General features: G+C 63.8%; 15 protein-coding genes. 8 read left to right on the top strand and 7 right to left on the bottom strand.

What is annotated here, in order from left to right:
- The first annotated feature begins 245 nt into the window (after positions 1 to 245).
- Positions 246 to 2,015 (top strand): cyclic peptide export ABC transporter, encoded by a 1,770-nt coding sequence (locus AC57B6_RS32160; protein ID WP_496422835.1) that lies wholly within the window; start codon positions 246 to 248, stop codon positions 2,013 to 2,015.
- 130 nt (positions 2,016 to 2,145) lie between these two features.
- Here the strand turns inward: AC57B6_RS32160 and AC57B6_RS32155 are convergent, their stop codons facing one another.
- The 7 genes from AC57B6_RS32155 to AC57B6_RS32125 all read right to left on the bottom strand — a co-directional run bounded on the left by AC57B6_RS32155 (position 2,146) and on the right by AC57B6_RS32125 (position 9,191).
- Positions 2,146 to 3,198 carry an ABC transporter substrate-binding protein gene (locus AC57B6_RS32155; protein WP_496422834.1) on the bottom strand — a complete coding sequence of 351 codons (1,053 nt, stop codon included), beginning with the start codon at positions 3,196 to 3,198 and terminating at the stop codon, positions 2,146 to 2,148.
- Positions 3,195 to 4,037: a siderophore-iron reductase FhuF gene (gene fhuF, locus AC57B6_RS32150; RefSeq protein ID WP_496422833.1), complete on the bottom strand. Its 843-nt coding sequence runs from the start codon at positions 4,035 to 4,037 to the stop codon at positions 3,195 to 3,197. Before fhuF ends, AC57B6_RS32155 begins: the two co-directional genes overlap by 4 nt.
- 11 nt (positions 4,038 to 4,048) lie before the next feature.
- Positions 4,049 to 6,157, bottom strand: coding sequence for a Fe(3+)-hydroxamate ABC transporter permease FhuB (fhuB, locus tag AC57B6_RS32145; protein ID WP_496422832.1), 2,109 nt, complete (start codon positions 6,155 to 6,157; stop codon positions 4,049 to 4,051).
- A complete protein-coding gene (locus AC57B6_RS32140) occupies positions 6,154 to 7,032 on the bottom strand; it encodes an ABC transporter ATP-binding protein (protein ID WP_454807084.1) in 879 nt (292 codons plus the stop codon). Before AC57B6_RS32140 ends, fhuB begins: the two co-directional genes overlap by 4 nt.
- On the bottom strand, positions 7,029 to 8,081 hold the full coding sequence (locus tag AC57B6_RS32135; RefSeq protein WP_496422831.1) for a TauD/TfdA family dioxygenase: 1,053 nt from the start codon (positions 8,079 to 8,081) through the stop codon (positions 7,029 to 7,031). The genes AC57B6_RS32140 and AC57B6_RS32135 overlap by 4 nt, the downstream gene beginning before the upstream one ends.
- A 54-nt stretch (positions 8,082 to 8,135) precedes the next feature.
- Positions 8,136 to 8,390, bottom strand: a complete 255-nt coding sequence (locus AC57B6_RS32130; RefSeq protein WP_028195023.1) for an MbtH family protein — start codon at positions 8,388 to 8,390, stop codon at positions 8,136 to 8,138.
- Positions 8,391 to 8,519: 129 nt separating this feature from the next.
- Complete coding sequence (locus AC57B6_RS32125) at positions 8,520 to 9,191, bottom strand: RNA polymerase factor sigma-70 (RefSeq protein ID WP_081832957.1); 672 nt, start codon at positions 9,189 to 9,191, stop codon at positions 8,520 to 8,522.
- Between the two features lie 534 nt (positions 9,192 to 9,725).
- Between AC57B6_RS32125 and AC57B6_RS32120 the strand changes: the two genes are divergently transcribed.
- The 7 genes from AC57B6_RS32120 to AC57B6_RS32090 are packed head-to-tail and all read left to right on the top strand — an operon-like array spanning position 9,726 to position 18,042.
- Positions 9,726 to 11,189 carry an MFS transporter gene (locus tag AC57B6_RS32120; RefSeq protein ID WP_028195024.1) on the top strand — a complete coding sequence of 488 codons (1,464 nt, stop codon included), beginning with the start codon at positions 9,726 to 9,728 and terminating at the stop codon, positions 11,187 to 11,189.
- Positions 11,186 to 12,721 carry an FGGY family carbohydrate kinase gene (locus AC57B6_RS32115; protein WP_496422830.1) on the top strand — a complete coding sequence of 512 codons (1,536 nt, stop codon included), beginning with the start codon at positions 11,186 to 11,188 and terminating at the stop codon, positions 12,719 to 12,721. The genes AC57B6_RS32120 and AC57B6_RS32115 overlap by 4 nt, the downstream gene beginning before the upstream one ends.
- A 5-nt stretch (positions 12,722 to 12,726) precedes the next feature.
- Positions 12,727 to 14,406: a glycerol-3-phosphate dehydrogenase/oxidase gene (locus tag AC57B6_RS32110; protein WP_496422829.1), complete on the top strand. Its 1,680-nt coding sequence runs from the start codon at positions 12,727 to 12,729 to the stop codon at positions 14,404 to 14,406.
- A complete protein-coding gene (locus tag AC57B6_RS32105; protein WP_496422828.1) occupies positions 14,403 to 15,968 on the top strand; it encodes an FAD-binding oxidoreductase in 1,566 nt (521 codons plus the stop codon). Before AC57B6_RS32110 ends, AC57B6_RS32105 begins: the two co-directional genes overlap by 4 nt.
- 4 nt (positions 15,969 to 15,972) lie before the next feature.
- The gene (locus tag AC57B6_RS32100) at positions 15,973 to 16,548 is read left to right on the top strand and encodes a glycerol-3-phosphate responsive antiterminator (RefSeq protein WP_496422827.1); all 576 of its coding nucleotides are present in this window, start codon (positions 15,973 to 15,975) and stop codon (positions 16,546 to 16,548) included.
- A gap of 25 nt (positions 16,549 to 16,573) precedes the next feature.
- Complete coding sequence (locus tag AC57B6_RS32095; protein WP_216751156.1) at positions 16,574 to 16,882, top strand: putative quinol monooxygenase; 309 nt, start codon at positions 16,574 to 16,576, stop codon at positions 16,880 to 16,882.
- Positions 16,882 to 18,042, top strand: a complete 1,161-nt coding sequence (locus AC57B6_RS32090) for an iron-containing alcohol dehydrogenase (RefSeq protein WP_496422882.1) — start codon at positions 16,882 to 16,884, stop codon at positions 18,040 to 18,042. The genes AC57B6_RS32095 and AC57B6_RS32090 overlap by 1 nt, the downstream gene beginning before the upstream one ends.
- Positions 18,043 to 18,305: the final 263 nt, after the last annotated feature.

The following is an 18,305-nucleotide window of genomic DNA, read 5'->3' as shown; positions in this document are numbered from 1 at the left end:
CAAATTATTCGGACTGCCTCACTTTGATGAGACAACTCGCGCCGGACGGTAAATGTTTGCAGCGGCCATTCGTCTATCAGGCGAGGGGCGTGTCTTTGCGCCCCGTTGATTTGCCGCCGGCATTTGCTGCCCGCATTTGCTGCCCGAATTTGTCTCCACATTTGTCACCGCGTTTGTCACCGCATTTGCCACCTGAATGCGCTGCATTTCACCGATCCATTGCGACCCACTGCGACACACTGCCGATGACCGCTGCCAACGAGCGCTACGACGCGCCCCCCTCCTCTTCTCCCTCAACCGCCGCGCGTGCCGCCGGCAAACCGGCCATGCGGCTGATCATTGCGTTGCTCAAGCGCTCGCGAGGCGCCTTCGCGATCGCACTCACCGCCTGCGTGCTGAACGGCATCGCCAGCGTGCTGCTCGTCGCGACCTTGAGCCGCGCGCTGTCGCAACCCGGCGCCGCCGACATGTCGCTTGCGATGCGATTTGCGTTATGCGCGGTGATCGCGCTCGTCACGCGCGTCATCACCGGCGTGCTGTTCGCGCGACTCTCGCAGGACACGATGGCGCAGTTGCGCGAGCACGTCGCGCGGCGGGTCGCCGAGGCAGAACTGCGCGACGTCGAACGGATTGGCGCCGCGCCCGTGCAGTCGGTACTGACCGACGACGCCACCAACGTGTCGATGCTGTTCTTCGCGCTGCCCAATCTCGTGATGCACGGCTCGATCGTATTCGGCTGCCTCGGCTATCTGGCGTGGCTCTCCTGGCCGGTTTGTCTGCTCGCGCTCGCCGCCATCCTGGTCGGCTCACTCGGCTATCACGCGGGCGACAAGCGGGCGATTGCCTCGCTCGAAGCCGCCGGCCGCTCGCAGGACAAACTGTTCGGCTATCTCGGCGCGCTGTTCACCGGCGCGAAAGAGCTGAAGCTGCACCAGGCCCGCTCGCGTCAATTCGTCGACGGTCAACTCGGCTCGGCGATCGACGAAGTGCGCGACCACCGGCGCCATGCGTTCAGCGCCTATGCGGTCGGGGTCGGCTGGATCGTGTTCCTGTTCTACGTGTTTCTGGGCGTGGCCGCGTTCTGGCCGGCGCTCGGCGTGCATGCCGATGCGCCGTCCGCATCGGGCTACGTCGTGGTGTTTCTGTTCATGCTGCTGCCGCTGGACGGCTTGCTGAACAACGTCCCGACGCTGAATGCCGCGCGCGTGTCGCTCGATCGCATCGAAAAGGTGATGAGCGAGTTCGGCGCGCTGCGCACCGCGCCGCCGCCGGATGAAAACGCATCGCACGCGCCGTACCAGACCCTGACATTACGCGACGTCACGCACGCGTATTTCCACGAGCGCGACGAACGGATGTTCCGCGTCGGCCCCGTCAATCTGACTTTCAGGCCAGGCGAACTGGTGTTTATCGTCGGCGGCAACGGCAGCGGCAAGACCACGCTCGCGAAGGTGCTCACGGGTCTGTACGAACCGGAAGGCGGCACGATCGAACTGGACGGCAAGCCGATTGGCCTCGCCGAACGCGCCGCGTACCGGCAGCGTTTTACCGCCGTATTCAACGATTTTCATCTGTTCGACGCGCTGCTGGGCATCGTCGATCCGAACGCTGCGTCGCGCTCGCAAGCCGACGCCCGCGCGAACGCACTGGTCGCGAAACTGGCGCTCGACCACAAGGTGCAAGTGGTGAACGGCGCATTCTCGACGCGTGAGCTTTCCACCGGCCAGCGCAAACGTCTGGCGCTGGTCATCGCGTATCTGGAAGACCGGCCGTTCTATCTGTTCGACGAATGGGCCGCCGATCAGGACCCGCAGTTCAAGGCGGTGTTCTATGAGCAACTGCTGCCGGAACTGCGCTCGCGCGGCAAGACGGTACTCGTGATCAGTCACGACGATCGCTACTTCCATCTCGCGGACCGTGTGTTGAAGCTGGATAACGGCAGTATCGTCAGCGAGACAGTCGGCACTGCGCAAGCCGTGGAGAACACCGCCGTCGCAAACGGCACGCTGGGATAACTTAAGTCAGGTGAAGTTCATGCTGGGCGTGTCGACGCGAACGCCGAGCGCTGAGCGCGCACCACGGATGAAGCGGGCCGGCCGGCGACTAGCGGTCTTCAGCCGCCTGGCTAGCCGCCAACCTGGCCGCTTACTTGCTGGCGGGCGGCGCCGGAAGAGCGAGCAGTGTCTCCGTCATCGTATCGGCCATCCGCAGCGCGGACATCGGCCCGCCAAAACCCCAGATATTCCGTTCGACGAGGCCCACACGCCCCGCGCTGCGAGCCGGCACGAAGCGCCAGATCGGCGAATCGAGTTTGCTCGCGAGCGGCACACCGGGCTCGGTCGCGCTGACGAACATCACCGTGAGCTTCGGCTGTTTCAGTAGATCTTCCGACGTAACATACGACGTGCCTTCGTGCGTGGGTGCGGCGGGCCACAACTCGAGGCCAAGCGCCTGCGCGACGCCGGCCGCCGTGCTGTTACCGGTAAATGCCCAGTAACGGTCGGGCAGACCCAGCTCCTGCAACCACGCAACCTGTTCGCCCTGGCGGCCCGCTTGCGCGAGGCGTTGCGCGTCACGCGCAAAACCCGCGTCGACCTTAGCCTCGACTGCGTGCGCTGCCGCCTCGCGACCGGTCAGGCAGCCGATGGTGCGGAGAATTTTTCGGCTCCAGTCGAGCTGGGTCACGCGGGCGCCGTCTTCGGTGAAGTTCGGGCCGTATTTGAACAGCACGGTCGGCGCGATTCGCTCCAGCGCCGCAAAGATCGGCGCATGCCGCAAGCCGACGCCAAGGATCAGATCCGGTTTTGCCGCCGCAATGGCTTCGAGGCTCGGCTCCTGGCGCGTGCCGATGTCCGGTACCGAGGCGAGGCGCGCTTCGTCGTAGCCGATCCACACCGAGTAGTACCCGGGGTCCGCCATGCCGACGGGCGTGAGGCCGAGCGCGGCGAGGTCTTCGGCAAACATGAATTCAAGCACGACAATGCGCGTGGGCTGCGTGGGCAACGACGGACTGGCTTGCGAGACGATCGGGTTGTCGGCGAGTGGTGTACAGCTTGACCGTGCGTGCGCGGCGGCGCGAACGGCCGTGGCTTCGCTGTTCTGTGCGAACGCGTGGGTGTGGGCGAGCAAGACAGCCGCCGCCGCGATGGCCGCGCCAACCCGCTTGAACCGTTGCGGTGACCTTGCGCGGCTCGTCAATGCGAAGCCTCCTGCAAGGCGATTTCCGCGTCGCTCATGGTTAACAGCAAGGGGCAGCGTCCACACAGTTGCGTCTCTCCAGGAATTTCATAACGTACGCAGCACACGCGCCGTGCGCTAAACGGGTTCGGCAGGCTTGCAGCGCGGGGCGTGACTTGCCGCACCGGCATGCGCAGAGGATTGGCCTCGCCATTGGCGGCGAGCGGGCCGAAGAGCCAGGCGGCATCGCTGGTCAAATCGAATTGCGACGCGCAGTGTTCGAACAGGTAATCCAGCAGATTGCCGGCATTGCTCCACAACACTCGCGGTGCGATTTTCGTCATCGCACTGAGCGTCGCGATCACCGCGTCCAGATGATCGACGAGCGGTGCGTAGCGGTCTGCCGGGTCGGTTGCGGGCGCTTGCAATGCGTCCTGCGCGAGATAGAGCGCGACGGGCAGGCCGCCCCGCAGCACCAGATGTGTCCTTTCCGGCGACAGATCGAGCGGACGGCCCAGCAACGCCGCGGCCACAAAGCCGGCGGTCGCCGCGAACCCAAAGTAATACTTGCTCCATTGCGAAAGCAAGGCACGTGCATGCGTTTCACGCTCACCGCCGTAGACCTGATGCATGGCATCGAGCAGGTCGGCGCGATAGTGCGCCAGGTCCGTTACGGCGATGACGACGGGCTCGCCGGTTTCGTCCTGCGCCAACGCCGATTCGCCACTCGCGTCGGGTACGCCGAGCCAAACATGCTCCAGATAGTGTGCGATCGATTCCGGCGCATGGGCCGCGAAGCACTGTGCGCGGAAATCGTCGCTCGATGTGGCGCTTAACGAATGCGCCGCTGGCCGTCTCACCGCTTGCCGTCTCACCGCTTACCCCGCTTCTCGCGCCGAGCCTCCCCGATCAGCAACGCAAGCAGATAAGGCGCGCCGATCAACGCTGTCAGCACACCAGCGGGAATTTCGCGCGGTGCCAGCAGTGTGCGCGCCGCGAGATCGGCGGCGACCAGCACCAGCGCACCGCATATGGCGGCGAGCCACAAACGCGTGCGATGCGTACGCGCCCCCAGCATGGATGCAAGATGCGGCGCCATCAAGCCGATAAAGCCGACCGGCCCGACCGCAGCCACCGCGGCGCATGCGGCCAGCGTCGCCACTGTCAGCACCAGCGGGCGCAGCACGCCAATCGGCAAACCGAGCGCGGCGGCCTGGTCATCGCCTAGTGCAAGCAGATCGAGCGGCCGCGCAAGCAGCGCGAACACCGGCGCGGCCAGCACGCACCACGGCAGGAGCGCCGTCACTTCGCCCCAACTGCGTCCGTACGTGCCGCCGACCAGCCACACCACGAACCGTGCGGGTTGCACGCTTTGTTGCGTGATGAGCCATTGAGACAGCGTGGTCCAAAGCGTGCCGATGACGATGCCGGTCAGGGCGACAGCCAGCGGCGCGTAGCGATGCCGCCGATTGAGCAGGAGCGTGAGCGCCAGCGTCACGCCGCCGCCCGCAAGCGAGGCAAACGCCAACGTCGAATGTCCAGCGAGCGGCCACGCGACGAGCGCCGTAAGCGTGGCGAGGCCCGCACCTTGCGTCACGCCTAGCACTTCCGGCCCGGCAAGCGGATTGCGCACGATGCTCTGCATCAGCACGCCGCTCGCCGCCAGCAATGCTCCGGCGAGCAACGCACAGACGAGCCGCGGCAGGCGTAAATCGAGCAGCATGCGCGCGAGTTCATCACGCTGATCCAGCACGGCTAACCAGCGATGCACATCGATCGTGGTCGGTCCGAACGACGCACCGGCGCAGACGACGAGGACGCCGAACATCAGCAAGACCGCCGCCGTCAGCGGCCATGGCCAGGCATCGAGCATCCGCACAAAGCGCGTCCCGGCGCGCACGGCGGCGCGGTCCTGGCCGGCATGCAACGCACCCGACCACGCCGCGCCGCTGCGAATCATCGCCAGCATCAATGGCGTGCCGACGAAAGCGATCGCGACACCAGTCGAGAGAGTCGTGTCGAGATCGAGCGCCAGCACCGCGCTATCGGTGCACAGCACGAGCGCGCCGCCCACCAGCGCGGACAACGGCACGAGCACGGCCAGGCGCGAGGCCTTCGCGCCACGCACCTCGCGCAGCAGATTCGGCGCGATCAGGCCGACATACGACAGCGGTCCCGCCACGCTCACCGCAACGCTCGCGAAACCCACCGCCACGACCATCGCCGCGAACCGGGTCGCGTCGACGCGCACGCCCGCCGACGCGGCAGCGTCGTCGCCGAGTGCGAGCGGGTCGAGCGGACGGATCACGAAGGGCAGCGCAGCGAGCGGCAACACGAGCCAGGCGGCCGCGATCTTCAAACCCGCCGCGCCCGGTTGATAGAGACTGCCGCTCGCCCACAGCGACATGCCGACAATGCTTTGCTCGAAAAACGCGAGAATCAGCGTGGTGAGCGCGGAGAACAGCAGCATGCAGACGCTGCCGGCAAGCACGAGCCGCAACGGCGTCGCACGCCAGCCGCCGGCCGCGGCGGCCACGCACGCGGCGGCCAGGAGGCCGCAAACGAACAGGAGCGGCACCGACGCCACGCCCGCCAGCGACGGCACGAGCAGCGCGGCCAGCAAGCCGAGTTGAGCGCCTGCGGTGATCCCCAGCAGATCCGGCGAAGCCAGCGGATTACGCGTCAGTGACTGAAACAATGTGCCAGCCACGGCGAGGCAGCCACCTGCGATCAACGCCGCCAGAATGCGCGGCGCGCTCAGGTCGAACAGCAGAATGCCGGCGAGTTGCGCGGCGTCGCTGCCCGCGGGCGCGGCGAGCCACGTGCGAAAACCGGGTGCGAGGCGCAACGCGGCCACCACGACGATCAACACGGCGAGCGCGCCGCCGATCATTCCTGCGCGGTTTTTTAAGGGCGCGCGCCAGCCGTCGATTGAAGACTCGTGGCGGCGCAGCCGTTTGCGCGCTGCAAGCGTGGTCATGCGGCGAGGTCCTTGCCCGTCGACGCGGCATCGCTCAGGACCTCGTCGTCGAAGCCAGCGCTAACCATATCCGCGGTGTTGTCCTCGTATGCCGGCACGCACATCGGCGCACCCGTCTGCGGATGGGCGATCTTGAGCATCGGCACACTGAAGGTGTCGTTCAGATGACGTGGGTCGAGCATCGCATCGGGAGAACCATGGGCGATGATGCGGCCCGCTCGCATCAGCACGATTTCGTCGCTGTAGGCCGCCGCCTGATTCAGGTCGTGCAGCACCCAGACGATGGTAAGCCCGCGTTCGCGATTCAGGCGCCGCAACTCCCGCAGAATGTCCAGTTGATGATGGATGTCGAGGTACGTGGTGGGCTCGTCGAGCAACACGATCGGCGCCTGCTGCGCGAGCGCCATTGCAATCCATGCCCGCTGGCGTTCGCCGCCCGAGAGCGTGGCGACGTCGCGCGCGGCGTCGTCGGCGAGTCCGCTCGCGACGAGCGCTTCGTCGATGGCCGCATGGTCCGTGCGCGAAAGTCCACGCAGCCAGCCACCATATGCATAACGGCCGTACGCGACCAGCTCGCGTATGGTGAGCCCGGAAGGAATCTGGTTGAACTGCGCAAGCATCGTCAGCGTGCGCGCCAACGCTCGGCGCCGGTATGAAGCGAGCGGCTTGCCGTCGACTTCAACGCTGCCGGAAAGCGCCGGCTGCAAACCGGCGAGCGTGCGCAGCAAGGTGCTTTTCCCGCAGCCGTTCGGTCCGCACAAGGCGGTGACGCGGCCGGCCGCGATTGTCAGGTTCAAACCGTGGAGCACGACATGATCGCGGTAGCCGACCGTCAGCGAATGCGCCGCGAGTGCCGCGCCCTGCGTTTTCGTCATGGCGCGGCCATCCGCTGCCCGCCTTCGATCCAGTCCGAACCCGCGTCTTTGCCGTGGCCTTCGCTATAGCTCTGCGCCATCGCCACGACCACCTTGCGCGGCCCCTCGAACGGATCGCGGGCGTGCGCCGTCAGCATGTTGTCGAGCATCAGCACGTCGCCCGTCAGCCATGGAAATACGATGCGCTGCTGATCGAGCACACCGCGGATCTCCGCGAGCGCATCCGCTTCGAGCGGCTCGCCGTCGCCGTAATAGACGTTGCGCGGTACGTTTTCAAGTCCCACCGAATCGATCAACGCTTCCTGCATGTCTTCATCGAGCGACGAGAGATGGAACAGATTCGCCTGGTTGAACCAGACCCTGTCGCCGGTGCGCGGATGACGCGCCACCGCCTGACAGCGCTCACGCGTACGCAACAGCCGTTCGCCGTCTTCACTGTCGCGCCATTCGCAATCGATGCCACGTGTGCGGCAAATCCGTTCGACCACGCTCGGGTCGTCCGAACCGAAGGCCTGTTCCCACGGCAGATCGAGCCCTTGCCCGAAGTTGCGGATGTACAGCAACTCGCGCTTCGCAAAGCGCTCGACGAGCGCCGGATCGAGTGCGCGATAGATCGCGCGGCTGTCCGCAATCGGTGTCGCGCCGCCCGAACGCGCGGCGAGCACGCAGTGGAACCAGATGCGCAACGGCCACTCGCGCGTATACGACTGCTCGTTATGCAGCGGAATCGACCGATGCGGCGGATATTCCGTCGACGTGTACACCGCGCCCTCGACCTGACTCCGTGGCGTCGAGGCAAATTCATAACCGATCAACGGATGCCCGAACGAACCGGCAAAGCGCTGGAAGGCCTCGATCGAGGCTACGCGAAAACCGGTGAACAGCACGCCGCCAGCCCGTTCGAGCGTGTCGTCAACGATCGCATGCAGCAGCGTCACCGCCTCTTCCAGTGAAATGTCCGCGCCGGCGCGCGGTGAGACGACAGTCGGCAGTCCCGGCTCGATCGACAAATCGGCGAGCGTGGGCAACGGTATCGAAAGCGTGGTCATGCGAATTCCTCTTGCAGAAGCGACTTGCCCCAGTGCGTATCCAGGCCGTCCCGATTACGATGCGCTCGCCTTCGAGGCGGTCCCGTCCATGTGACGACGCAAGCTGGCCGGACGCATGTCGGTCCACACAGCGTCGATATGCGCGAGACAAGCAGCCTTCGGACCGCTCACGCCCACTTCGCGCCAACCGGCCGGCACGGCGCGAAAGGTCGGCCAGATCGAGTACTGCTCTTCGTCATTGATGACGACCGTATAGACGAGATCGTCCGCCTCGCCGGCGGCGGAAGGAGTTTGCTGTGCTTGCGTCATGATGAATGGCTCGGTCGAAGAATGGTCAGGAAGCTTCAGCGAAGCGCTGATGAACTACCCGGAACAGCGGCGGCGGCATCTCGCTCACCCTCCGCCTCTACTCAATTGACGTTTGACGTGCGCACTTTTTTACCGCCGCCGCGAGCGGCCGCTGCAGAACGCGGGACCCGCCACGCCGCGATTGCAGGCGTCGAGACAGTCGGCGCAATGCTTTTCGGCGTCCCGCACCATGAAATGGACGAGCGTTTGCGAAACATCGAGGGCGCGTGCGGTGCTTTGCAGCGTTTCCTCGCGCAAGCGCACCATCTCGAACGCCGCGCGGCTGCGCGGCGGCAATTGCTCGAGTGCGTTGTAGACGTGCCGCAGCGTGTCGCGCACGAGCAGCGCCGCTTCAGGCGAAGGCTCCGGTGAGGGCACATGCAGGCCGTCGTCTTCGTCAGCGTGATAGGTGTTTTCGAGGCTCTGACGGCGGAACGCATCAATCGACGCGTTGCGCACCATGCGGGTCACGTAGGCCACCGGTTGCCGCACGGCCTCCTGATCCGGGAAGTCGACCAGCTTGATAAAGACGTCGTGCACTACGTCCTCCGCCAGACTCGCGCAACCCACAAAGCCACGCGCGAGATTGACAAGCATTGGGCGGTTGGCGATCAGCACGTCGAGCAGCGCGCCCTTCTCCCGATCGACGGAACGGGCGTGACCGCGAGACCGCCGCGGACCCGGAGGACGGGCGTCGCCGATACTGAGGACAGGCATCGGTATCGTTGTTGAAGGCTCCTGCCGGACGAGCACCTCAGCCATAGATTCGCTCCGCATTTCTCAAGGAAGAGCGTCAATCTAACGTAAACGCGAATCATTCTCAATCAAGAATCGGAATAACCTTACAATCTCGATAGATTTGTCTGATGAAACGGTGGAGTTGCCTCAAGGGACACGGCTCCTGCGGAGTGCGGCGTTGACTGCGGGCAGTCGGACGGTCAGAAGGTCCGTGCCCGGTGCAGAACATCACGCGGCCAGTGATCGTCAGATAGTCCGGGCCGCTCATGAAACGAAATTAACTTAGGCATCCATATCTTCTGTCAGAGCACGCGAAACGGAACACAGTCGCGCAATAGTGGAAATCCCTCCCCACGCCAACTCATCTCGGTCGACATTCTCTTCGTCACAACGCTTGACACTTTTCGCGACGCATCATAAAGTTTGCCTGCAGATCTAGATAAGAGACTATCTGTAAGATGGTCTCTTGCGCGTGAGCGAAACGTAATCGCAAACGCACTCGCGATTTGCTCCGCGAACAGCATCGGCCTCTTACAGAAAAACTAAAGGAGACCGATTGTGCAAACGATCGCGATTAAGATTCGTGGCATTGACGATGTCATTTCATTCATCGATTCATGTTCAGGCATTCCCGGTAGAGCCGGCGTTATCTGGTGGCTCGCACTCGGTGGCCTGTTTCTAGACGCATTCTCCAATTCGGCTTTGAGCGCGGGCCTCGGGCCCATGACGCGGGATCTCCATCTCGGCGCGCCTCAAATTGCGCTCATGACGTCGTTTGCGTCGTGGGTTGCCATTGCCTTTAATCCCATTGGCGGCTGGATGGCCGATCGCTGGGGGCGCATCCGTCCATTAGTGCTAGCCAAATTGCTCGCGGTGATCGGCGCCGTGCTGGTGGTGTTCGCACCGGGCTTCGAAGTCATTCTGGCAGGCCGCTTCTTTGTCGGCATGGCCTATGGGATCGACTTCGCGATTGCGATGGCGATGCTCGCCGAGTTCACACCGGTCAAACTGAAGAGCCGCCTGAATGCATGGCAGGGCATGTGGTACACCGCCGTCTGCTCCAACCTGCTGCTCGCACTGCTGTTTCAATCTTGGCACGTCGGCGACTCGATCTGGCGCTATTCGGTGGCGGCAACGGCCCTGTTCGGCGCCGCGATCCTCGTGCTGCAACTGGTGTTTCTGGTCGAGAGCCCGATCTGGCTCGCGCGCAAGGAACGTCTGGTGGAAGCCGCCACTGCGATGAGCCGCATCTACGGGCGCCCCTTCTCTGCCGCGCCCGTCGAAGAGCGCGTGCCGGTGCTGAATCAGGCCACCCGTGGGCTCGCCAACGTCGCCCTGATCTTTCGCGGCATCTATCTGCCACGCACCCTGCTCGCCGCTACCGTTCAGGTCGGCCAGTCGATCCAGTACTTCGCGATCGGCTGGTATTTGCCGTTGATCAGCGCGGCGTTGTTCGGCAAGGATTTCGTCTATGCCACGCTCGGCGCATTGCTCTTCAACGTGTTCGGCATCTTCGGCGGCTTCATGTCGCCGGTCATCGGCAAGCGATTCGGCTTGCGGCGCGCGTCCGCATTCGGCTTCGCCGCGGTCTTCGTAATGCTGGTGGTACTCGGCCTGTTCGGTTCGAAAATGCCATTGTGGCTCGCGGTGATCGTGCCGTCGCTGTTCATTCTGTTTCACTCTTCAGGGCCCGGCGCGAACGGCAAGAGTCTTTCTTCGCTGTCGTTTCGCAGCGAGATTCGCGCGGGCGCCAACGGCGTGATCGGCGCGTTGGGGTCGATCGGCGCCGCGCTGGGCCTGCTGGTGTTCCCGCTGTTCCGTGAGCGCTACGGCCTCGACACCACCTTCCTGATCCTGGCCATCGTGCCGCTGGTGGCGAGCGTGATCTGCTTTGTCATCAAGTGGGACCCGACGCGCACCACCATCACCCCCGACAACGAACCCAACGCGCCGCAATTCAAAGGCGACGCTGAGCAAGCATCCGCATTCATGACCCCGGCAATCGAGAAATCCCAGCAATGACCCGTAATCGAAACGTTATTCTCGCCATCGACGAGGGGACGTCCGGCACGCGCGCGGCAGTCGTCGACGCAGACGGACAGGTCTCCTGTCTGGAGTATCTGCCGCTCAGTGTCGACAGCCCGCGGCCGGGCGTCGTCGAGCAGGACGCGAACGCCATCCTCGAGAAAACCCTCGCCGTGTGCCGCGCGACGCTGGCTCGCGCGGCAAGCGAGCAGTTGAACGTGGTCGCGTTGGCCATTGCGACGCAACGCGCCACCGCCGTGCTGTGGGACACCCACACCGGCCGCGCGCTGGTGCCCGCGATGGTGTGGCAGGACACACGCCACGCAAGCGAACTGGACCGGTTGGCCGCGAAGTGGGACAGCACATTGATTGAACGCGTGGGACGCCCTGCCGGCGTGCGCTCGCCCTATCTGTGGGCAACCCATCACCTGCAAACGACGCCCTCAGTCGTCCTCGCCCAGCGCGAGCGGCGCCTCGCGTTCGGCACCATCGACACGTGGCTGCTCTGGCATCTGTCGAACGAACGCGTTTGTGTGACGACGCCGACTAATGCGACCTCGGCGAGCGCCTACCTGCTGGCCGAGCACCGCTATTGTCTCGACTGGATCGATGCGCTCGGCTTCCCGCAGACCCTGTTGCCGGAACTTCGTCAGGATGCCGATGAATTCGGCCGAACTCGCCCTGAGGTGCTCGGCATCGACGTGCCGATTCTCGCCTGTGCGGGCGATCAGCTTGCGGGCGCCGTGGGACTGGGCTGTCTCGATCGCGGCCAGTCGATGTGTGTCCACGGCACCGGCAGTTTCGTCGATCTGCTGGTGGGCACGCAGATTCCTCCCGTAACAGGGACCTCGCACGACGGCACGCTGACCATGACCGCGCGCCGCCAGCACAACGTCTCGCATTACTCGCTCGAAACCTTCGTCGCGACTACGGGCTCGGCGCTGAACTGGATCTGCGAGAAATTGCACTGGTTCGACAACCCCGCTCAGATCAGCGCGCTCGCCGCGACGGTGAACTCGGCGCGCGGCGTGACCTTCCTGCCCGCGTTGACCGGTCTGCGCGTACCGCAATTACAACCGAATGCGCGCGCTTCGCTGTGCGGCATTTCCATCGCGACGACACAAGCCGAAATCGCCTACGCGATTCTCGAAGGCATCGCGCATTCGGTGGCGTTGTGCATCGACGCGAACCAGGCGATCGCGGACGTCGAAGCCTCCGAACTGGTAGTCGGCGGCGGCCTGTCGGGCAGCGACACCCTGTTGCAGATTCAGGCCGATCTGAGCGGCATGCCGGTACGGCGCATGCATGAAAGCGATCGCGCGAGCCTGCGCGGCATCGCGTTTCTCGCGGGTTCGTCGGGCTTGCTGTGGGATTCGTTGCAGCAGGCCCGCGCCACTATTGGCACCGACGCGGTGTTCGAGCCGTCAGCGGACTCAGGCGCGCGCGCGAAGCGGCGCGCCTCGTGGCAGGCAAGGGTCGAGGCCGAGCTTGCTCACGCAAGCGCATTTGATAATGGTTGCGGGGACTGAGACACATGTTGTTTATTCCATCCAGAAAGGCCTCGAAAGAACGCGCCGAAATGACCGGCACCGAGCCCCTGCGCATAGTGCGCGGCGAGCAGCTCGACCGCCTCGGCAGTGAAACCTTCGACATCGTGATCGTGGGCGGCGGCGTAACCGGCACCTACGCGGCACTCGACGCCAGCTTGCGCGGCTATCGTGTAGCGCTGCTGGAAAAGAGCGATTTCGCCTCGGGCACCTCGTCGAAGTCATCGAAGATGGTGCACGGCGGCCTGCGTTATATCGAGCAGGGCAATCTCGGGCTGGTACGCCACTCGTTACTCGAACGGCAGCGTCTGCGCAGAAACGCACGGCACCTGGTGCAACGTCTGCCCTTCCTGTTTCCCGTCATGGAAAAAGACGGCGTGTTCGACAAGCGCCTCGCCAAAGCATTCGAAAGTCTGCTGTGGACCTACGACATTGCCGGCGGCTGGCGCGAAGGCATCCTGCACCAGAAGCTCAGCAAGGCGGAAGTGCTGTCGCACTGCCCCACCTTCAACGAAGAGAACCTCACCGGCGGCTTCATGTATTTCGACGCGCGCGTGGACGATGCGCGCCTCACGTTGAATCTCGCGCGCACGGCGGCGTTTCATGGCGCGGCCGTGGTCAATCACGCGAAGGTCGTCGAGATTACGCGCAACGGACACGGCAGCGTCGACGGCGTGATCGTGCATGCGGACGAGCGCGCAATTCGCGTGCGTGGCGGCGTGGTGGTGATGGCTACCGGCGTCTGGCTGCGCGACTGGAACGGCCGCAAAAAAGACGATCCGGCAGCTTTGCAAATCCGCCCTGCGAAGGGCGTGCACGTCGCGATTCCGTGGCTGAAGATTCGCAACGACTGCACGGTGACGATTCCCGTACCGGGCCGCAGCCGACGCGCGACGATCACGCGCTGGGGCAACGTGTCCTATCTCGGCACCACCGACGAAGACTATCAAGGCAATTTAGACGATGTCTGCTGCACGCGCCAGGAGCTCGACTTCCTGATCGAAGGCGCGCGCTCCGCGTTGAAGACCGATCTGCAGGCCGAGGATGTGGTGGGCAGCATCGCCGGTTGCCGGCCGCTGGTCGGGCCGCCTGGCGGAAAGACACTGGAAATGAAGCGCAATCACGAGATTCACACCGCACCGGATGGACTCGTCACGATCGTGGGCGGCAAGCTCACGACCTCGCGACACATGGCTGAACAGACCATCGACGCCGCGCAGAAGGTGATCGGGAAACGCGCGAAATGCCGTACGAAGTCCGCGTACCTGCTTGGCGCGGCGGGCTACGACGCGCAAGCAATCGTCGCGTCCGGCGGATTGTCCGCGCAACTGGGCGAACGCTACGGCACGGAAGCACGCTTCGTCACCGACATTCTCGAAGGCGATTCGAGCTTGCTGAAGCCGATTGTCGAAGGTCTGCCGTACACCGAAGCAGAGGTGCTCTACGCCGTCAGACACGAACTCGCAAGCAACGTGGATGACGTGCTGTCGCGCCGCATCCGCGCACGCCTGATGGCACGCGATGCATCGGCACGCGCCGCCGTGCGCGTGGGTGAAATTTTGCAGACGGAGCTCGGCTTGTCCGCGGCGGCCGTCGCAAAGCAGGTGAGCGACTACGTCGCCGCCGTCGAACACGAAAAGTCTGTTCTTATGGGAGAAACCGAATGATCAGCAAGGAAGCAATCAAGCGTGGCTATAACCGTGGCAACTATATCGTCGGCGCGCATACTCCGCCGGCTTACGCCGCCACGCTCAAGGACACAGTCAAAGACAGCACCACCGAAGCCGGTCTGCAACGCGATCCGGTCAAGGTCAGCGAACAGCAGATCGGCGCACTGCGCGAGGTAGCCGACGAAGTGCTCACGCTCGCACCCGACGTCGTCGCGTGGACGCGCGACTGGTGGGCCGCCTCGATGGTGACGGAAACCGCCGGCAAACCGGCTACGCCGCACGCGGTCATCGTGCGCGTCTCGAAGGTCGAGCAGGTTCAGGCTGTCATGCGTATCGCCCATGCAGCGTCGATTCCGGTAACGGTGTCCGCGGGGCGCAGCAATGTGACCGGTGCGGCGCTGCCCGTGCGCGGCGGCATCGTGCTGGACGTGTGCGAACTGAATCGCCTCGTCGGCTTTGACCGCGAAAGCCAGATCGTCGAAGTCGAAGCCGGCATGTTCGGCGACATCTTCGAAGAAACCATTCAGCGCGACTACGGCATGACGATGGGCCATTGGCCGTCGTCGTACGCAATCAGTACAGTCGGCGGATGGGTGGCGTGCCGCGGCGCGGGTCAACTCTCGACGCGTTACGGCAAGATCGAAGACATGGTGTCCGGCATGGACGTGGTGCTTGCCGACGGCAGTCTGATCAGCGTGGGCGGTTATTCGCGCGCGGCGGTCGGCCCCGATCTGCAGCAGCTTTTCATCGGCTCCGAAGGCACGCTTGGCGTAATCGTGCGCGTGCGGTTGAAGCTGCATCGTCTGCCGGATTACGGCCGGGCAATTGCCTATGGCTTCAAGACCTTCGCGATCGGTCTCGAAGCATGCCGCCAGATCATGCAACAAGGCGCGAACCCGGCTGCCCTGCGCCTATATGACGAACTCGAAAGCGGCGTGCAATTCGGGCTGCCGGAATCGAACGTGCTGCTGATCGCCGACGAGGGTCCGCGCGAAATGGTCGAAGCGGTGCTGACGATCAGCGAACGTGTCTGCAAGGAACTGGGCGAGCAACTGGACGACAAGGTCATCTTCGAGAAGTGGCTCGACACGCGTTACCTCACCGGCAAGAGCGCGGAAGGTTTCAAACGCAGCCCGGGTTTTGTGGCCGATACGCTGGAAATGGTCGGCCCGTGGAAAGACCTGCCGGGCATCTATGCCGACGTAGTGGCCGCCATCAATGCAGTACCCGGCACTTTGGCCGGTTCGGCGCACCAGTCGCATGCGTATGTGGACGGTGCGTGTCTGTACTTCTCGTTGCGCGGCGAAGTCGAAGTCGAGCATCGTGCGAAGTGGTATCGCGCGGCATGGGACGCCGCCAATGCCGTCCTCATCAAATACAATGCAACGTTGAGCCACCATCACGGCGTCGGCCTGTTGCGCGCACCGTATATGAGCGAATCGCTCGGTAGTGCATTCCCGGTTCTGCAGGCAATCAAGCGCACGCTCGACCCGAAGAACATTCTCAATCCCGGCAAGCTTGGCCTGACTGACGAGCAAGCTCAAGACACGAAGCAGTAATCACATGGATAAGTCACTTGGGGCGCGCCTTACGCGCCACCCGGTCATTGCAACGCTGTTCGGCGTCGAGCAGATCGACATCTTTCTGAAAAGCGCCGCGGAAATCTCGATCGTCGCGAATGTCGAATTACGCAAACTGCATCCGGTGGTCGCGGCGCTGACGAAAGCCGGCAAGTATGTCATCGTCAATATCGATAGTTGCGATGGGCTTTCGCAAGACAAAGGCGGCGTGGAGTATCTGGCGGACATCGGCGTCACCAGCCTCGTCTCGACCCGGGTGGCGACTATCCAGCGCGGCAATCGGGCCGGTCTCGTCACGATGCAGAAAGTATTCGTGACGGACCGCTCGACCTGGCCGCGCAGCGTAAAGGCATTGGAGCAAAGCGATCCGAATCTGGTACAACTGATGCCGGCGCCGATGCTCTCGCATCTGTCCGAGCAGGACCGCAAGGCTTTGCCGCCGATCGTCGCCTCGGGCTTTGTCTGCAATAAAGGCGACGTGTTCGCTGCGCTGAAGAAAGGCGCAGTCGCGGTCTCCACCAGCGACAGCGAATTGTGGAATCTGGATCCCGAACGTTGAAGGTCCCATCTTGTTGGAGTAACCGATGGCAAATGCTTACCTGCAGGTGATCGCGCATTATTTCGCCAAACCGGGCAACGGCGACGCGATTGTGCAACCCCTCACGGAACTCGCGGCGGCGACCCGCGCAGAGCCCAAGAACCTCTACTACGAATTCTTCCGCTCGCCGGTCGATCCCGATCACTTCGTGATTCTCGAACAGTACAACGACGCCGACGGCCTCAGCGTGCATCGCGATACACCGCACTTCCAGCGGCTCGGCTTCGGCACGATCATTCCGCTGCTCGAGCGGCGTGAAGTCACGAGCCATATGGTGCCTGGAGACGCAGCATGATGAACGCATTCCGGTTTCAAACCGTGCCGACCATGGTCGTCGAATTCGGCGCGGCGCGCCGTCTCGGCGCTCTGTTGCGTGCGCAGTTTCCGTCACTTACGCGCCTGTGCGTGGTGACGGACGGTTTTCTTCACAAGAGCGGGCTGCTGAATCCGGCCCTCGCCGATCTCGCGGCGCACGGCTGGAACACCACCGTGATCGACGACGTGATCGCCGATCCGCCGGAGCACATCGTGCTCGAAGCGACGTCTTTCGCGCGCGAAGCCGGCGCGGAAATCGTGCTGGGACTCGGCGGCGGTTCGTCGATGGACGTGGCGAAGCTGATCGCCGTGCTGGCGCCGCAACAGGAGCAGGCGCTCAGCGAGATGTACGGCGTGAACAAGGTCACGGTATCGCGCCTGCCGCTCGTGCAGATGCCGACCACCGCGGGCACCGGCTCCGAAGTCACGGCTGTGTCGATCGTGACGGTGGGTGAGGCGAAGAAGATGGGCGTGGTCGCGCCGCAACTGGTTGCCGATCTGGCCATTCTCGACGCGGAACTCACGCTCGGCCTGCCGGTCGCCGCAACGGCGGCAACCGGCGTCGACGCCATGGTTCACGCGATCGAGGCCTACACCTCCGCGCATTTGAAGAACCCGGTGTCCGACATGCTGGCGGTGAAAGCGCTTGAACTGCTGTCGCGCAATCTGTTGCCTGCCTGCGAGAACGGTCAGAACCGCACGGCGCGCGAAGCGATGTTGCTCGGCGCGGCGTTCGCCGGGCAGGCGTTCGCCAATTCGCCGGTGGCCGCTGTGCATGCGCTCGCTTATCCGATCGGCGGCATTTACCACGTCCCGCACGGTCTCTCGAATGCGCTCGTGCTGCCGCATGTGCTGCGGTTCAACGCCCAGGCCGCGGCGCACCTGTACGCGGAACTCGCGGACGTGATCGTGCCGGGTCTGGCGGGCAGCGCGGAGAGCAAGACGCAGGCGTTGATCGAACGGCTCGAGCAGATGATTGCCGCGACCGCGATTCCGTCCCGATTGCGCGACGTCGGTATTGACCGAAGCGGGCTCGAGCGGATGGCGAGCGACGCGATGCTGCAAACGCGGCTTCTGGTGAATAACCCCCGGCCCGTTACCGAGGCCGATGCGCTGGCAATTTATACCGCTGCGTTTTAATCGGCGAGCTGGGCGCGAGCGTGTGCGGGAGTCGCCCTGCGCAGCGTTTGATGACAGCTCAGCGCCGTTACGCCAACGGGGCACGTTACGTAGCATGGGCGCGGAACACGGTCGATGTGTTTTAGTTGAGAACGGGTTTTCTACGCGATAAATTCTTCAAATTTAAAATTTCTCGACTATATATTTTATTAATAGTTGAAATAGCGCGATAAGTGGCATTTGGCGTGTAATTTGCAGTGATAACCCGATCAATAGTCGTTCAA

It is taken from the genome of Paraburkholderia sp. BGA-UO-ETr-F12 (assembly GCF_059567945.1).
The sequence above is the reverse complement of the archived record's forward strand: the minus strand, read 5'-3'. Positions and strand labels throughout refer to the sequence as shown.

What these genes read in the sequence shown, in the direction of transcription:
- AC57B6_RS32160 (WP_496422835.1), top strand. Translation starts at nt 246, where the DNA reads ATGACCGCTGCCAACGAGCGCTACGACGCGCCCCCCTCCTCTTCTCCC.
- fhuB (WP_496422832.1), bottom strand. Translation starts at nt 6,157, where the DNA reads ATGACCACGCTTGCAGCGCGCAAACGGCTGCGCCGCCACGAGTCTTCA.
- AC57B6_RS32140 (WP_454807084.1), bottom strand. Translation starts at nt 7,032, where the DNA reads ATGACGAAAACGCAGGGCGCGGCACTCGCGGCGCATTCGCTGACGGTC.
- AC57B6_RS32135 (WP_496422831.1), bottom strand. Translation starts at nt 8,081, where the DNA reads ATGACCACGCTTTCGATACCGTTGCCCACGCTCGCCGATTTGTCGATC.
- AC57B6_RS32130 (WP_028195023.1), bottom strand. Translation starts at nt 8,390, where the DNA reads ATGACGCAAGCACAGCAAACTCCTTCCGCCGCCGGCGAGGCGGACGAT.
- AC57B6_RS32125 (WP_081832957.1), bottom strand. Translation starts at nt 9,191, where the DNA reads ATGGCTGAGGTGCTCGTCCGGCAGGAGCCTTCAACAACGATACCGATG.
- AC57B6_RS32115 (WP_496422830.1), top strand. Translation starts at nt 11,186, where the DNA reads ATGACCCGTAATCGAAACGTTATTCTCGCCATCGACGAGGGGACGTCC.
- AC57B6_RS32110 (WP_496422829.1), top strand. Translation starts at nt 12,727, where the DNA reads ATGTTGTTTATTCCATCCAGAAAGGCCTCGAAAGAACGCGCCGAAATG.
- AC57B6_RS32105 (WP_496422828.1), top strand. Translation starts at nt 14,403, where the DNA reads ATGATCAGCAAGGAAGCAATCAAGCGTGGCTATAACCGTGGCAACTAT.
- AC57B6_RS32100 (WP_496422827.1), top strand. Translation starts at nt 15,973, where the DNA reads ATGGATAAGTCACTTGGGGCGCGCCTTACGCGCCACCCGGTCATTGCA.
- AC57B6_RS32095 (WP_216751156.1), top strand. Translation starts at nt 16,574, where the DNA reads ATGGCAAATGCTTACCTGCAGGTGATCGCGCATTATTTCGCCAAACCG.
- AC57B6_RS32090 (WP_496422882.1), top strand. Translation starts at nt 16,882, where the DNA reads ATGAACGCATTCCGGTTTCAAACCGTGCCGACCATGGTCGTCGAATTC.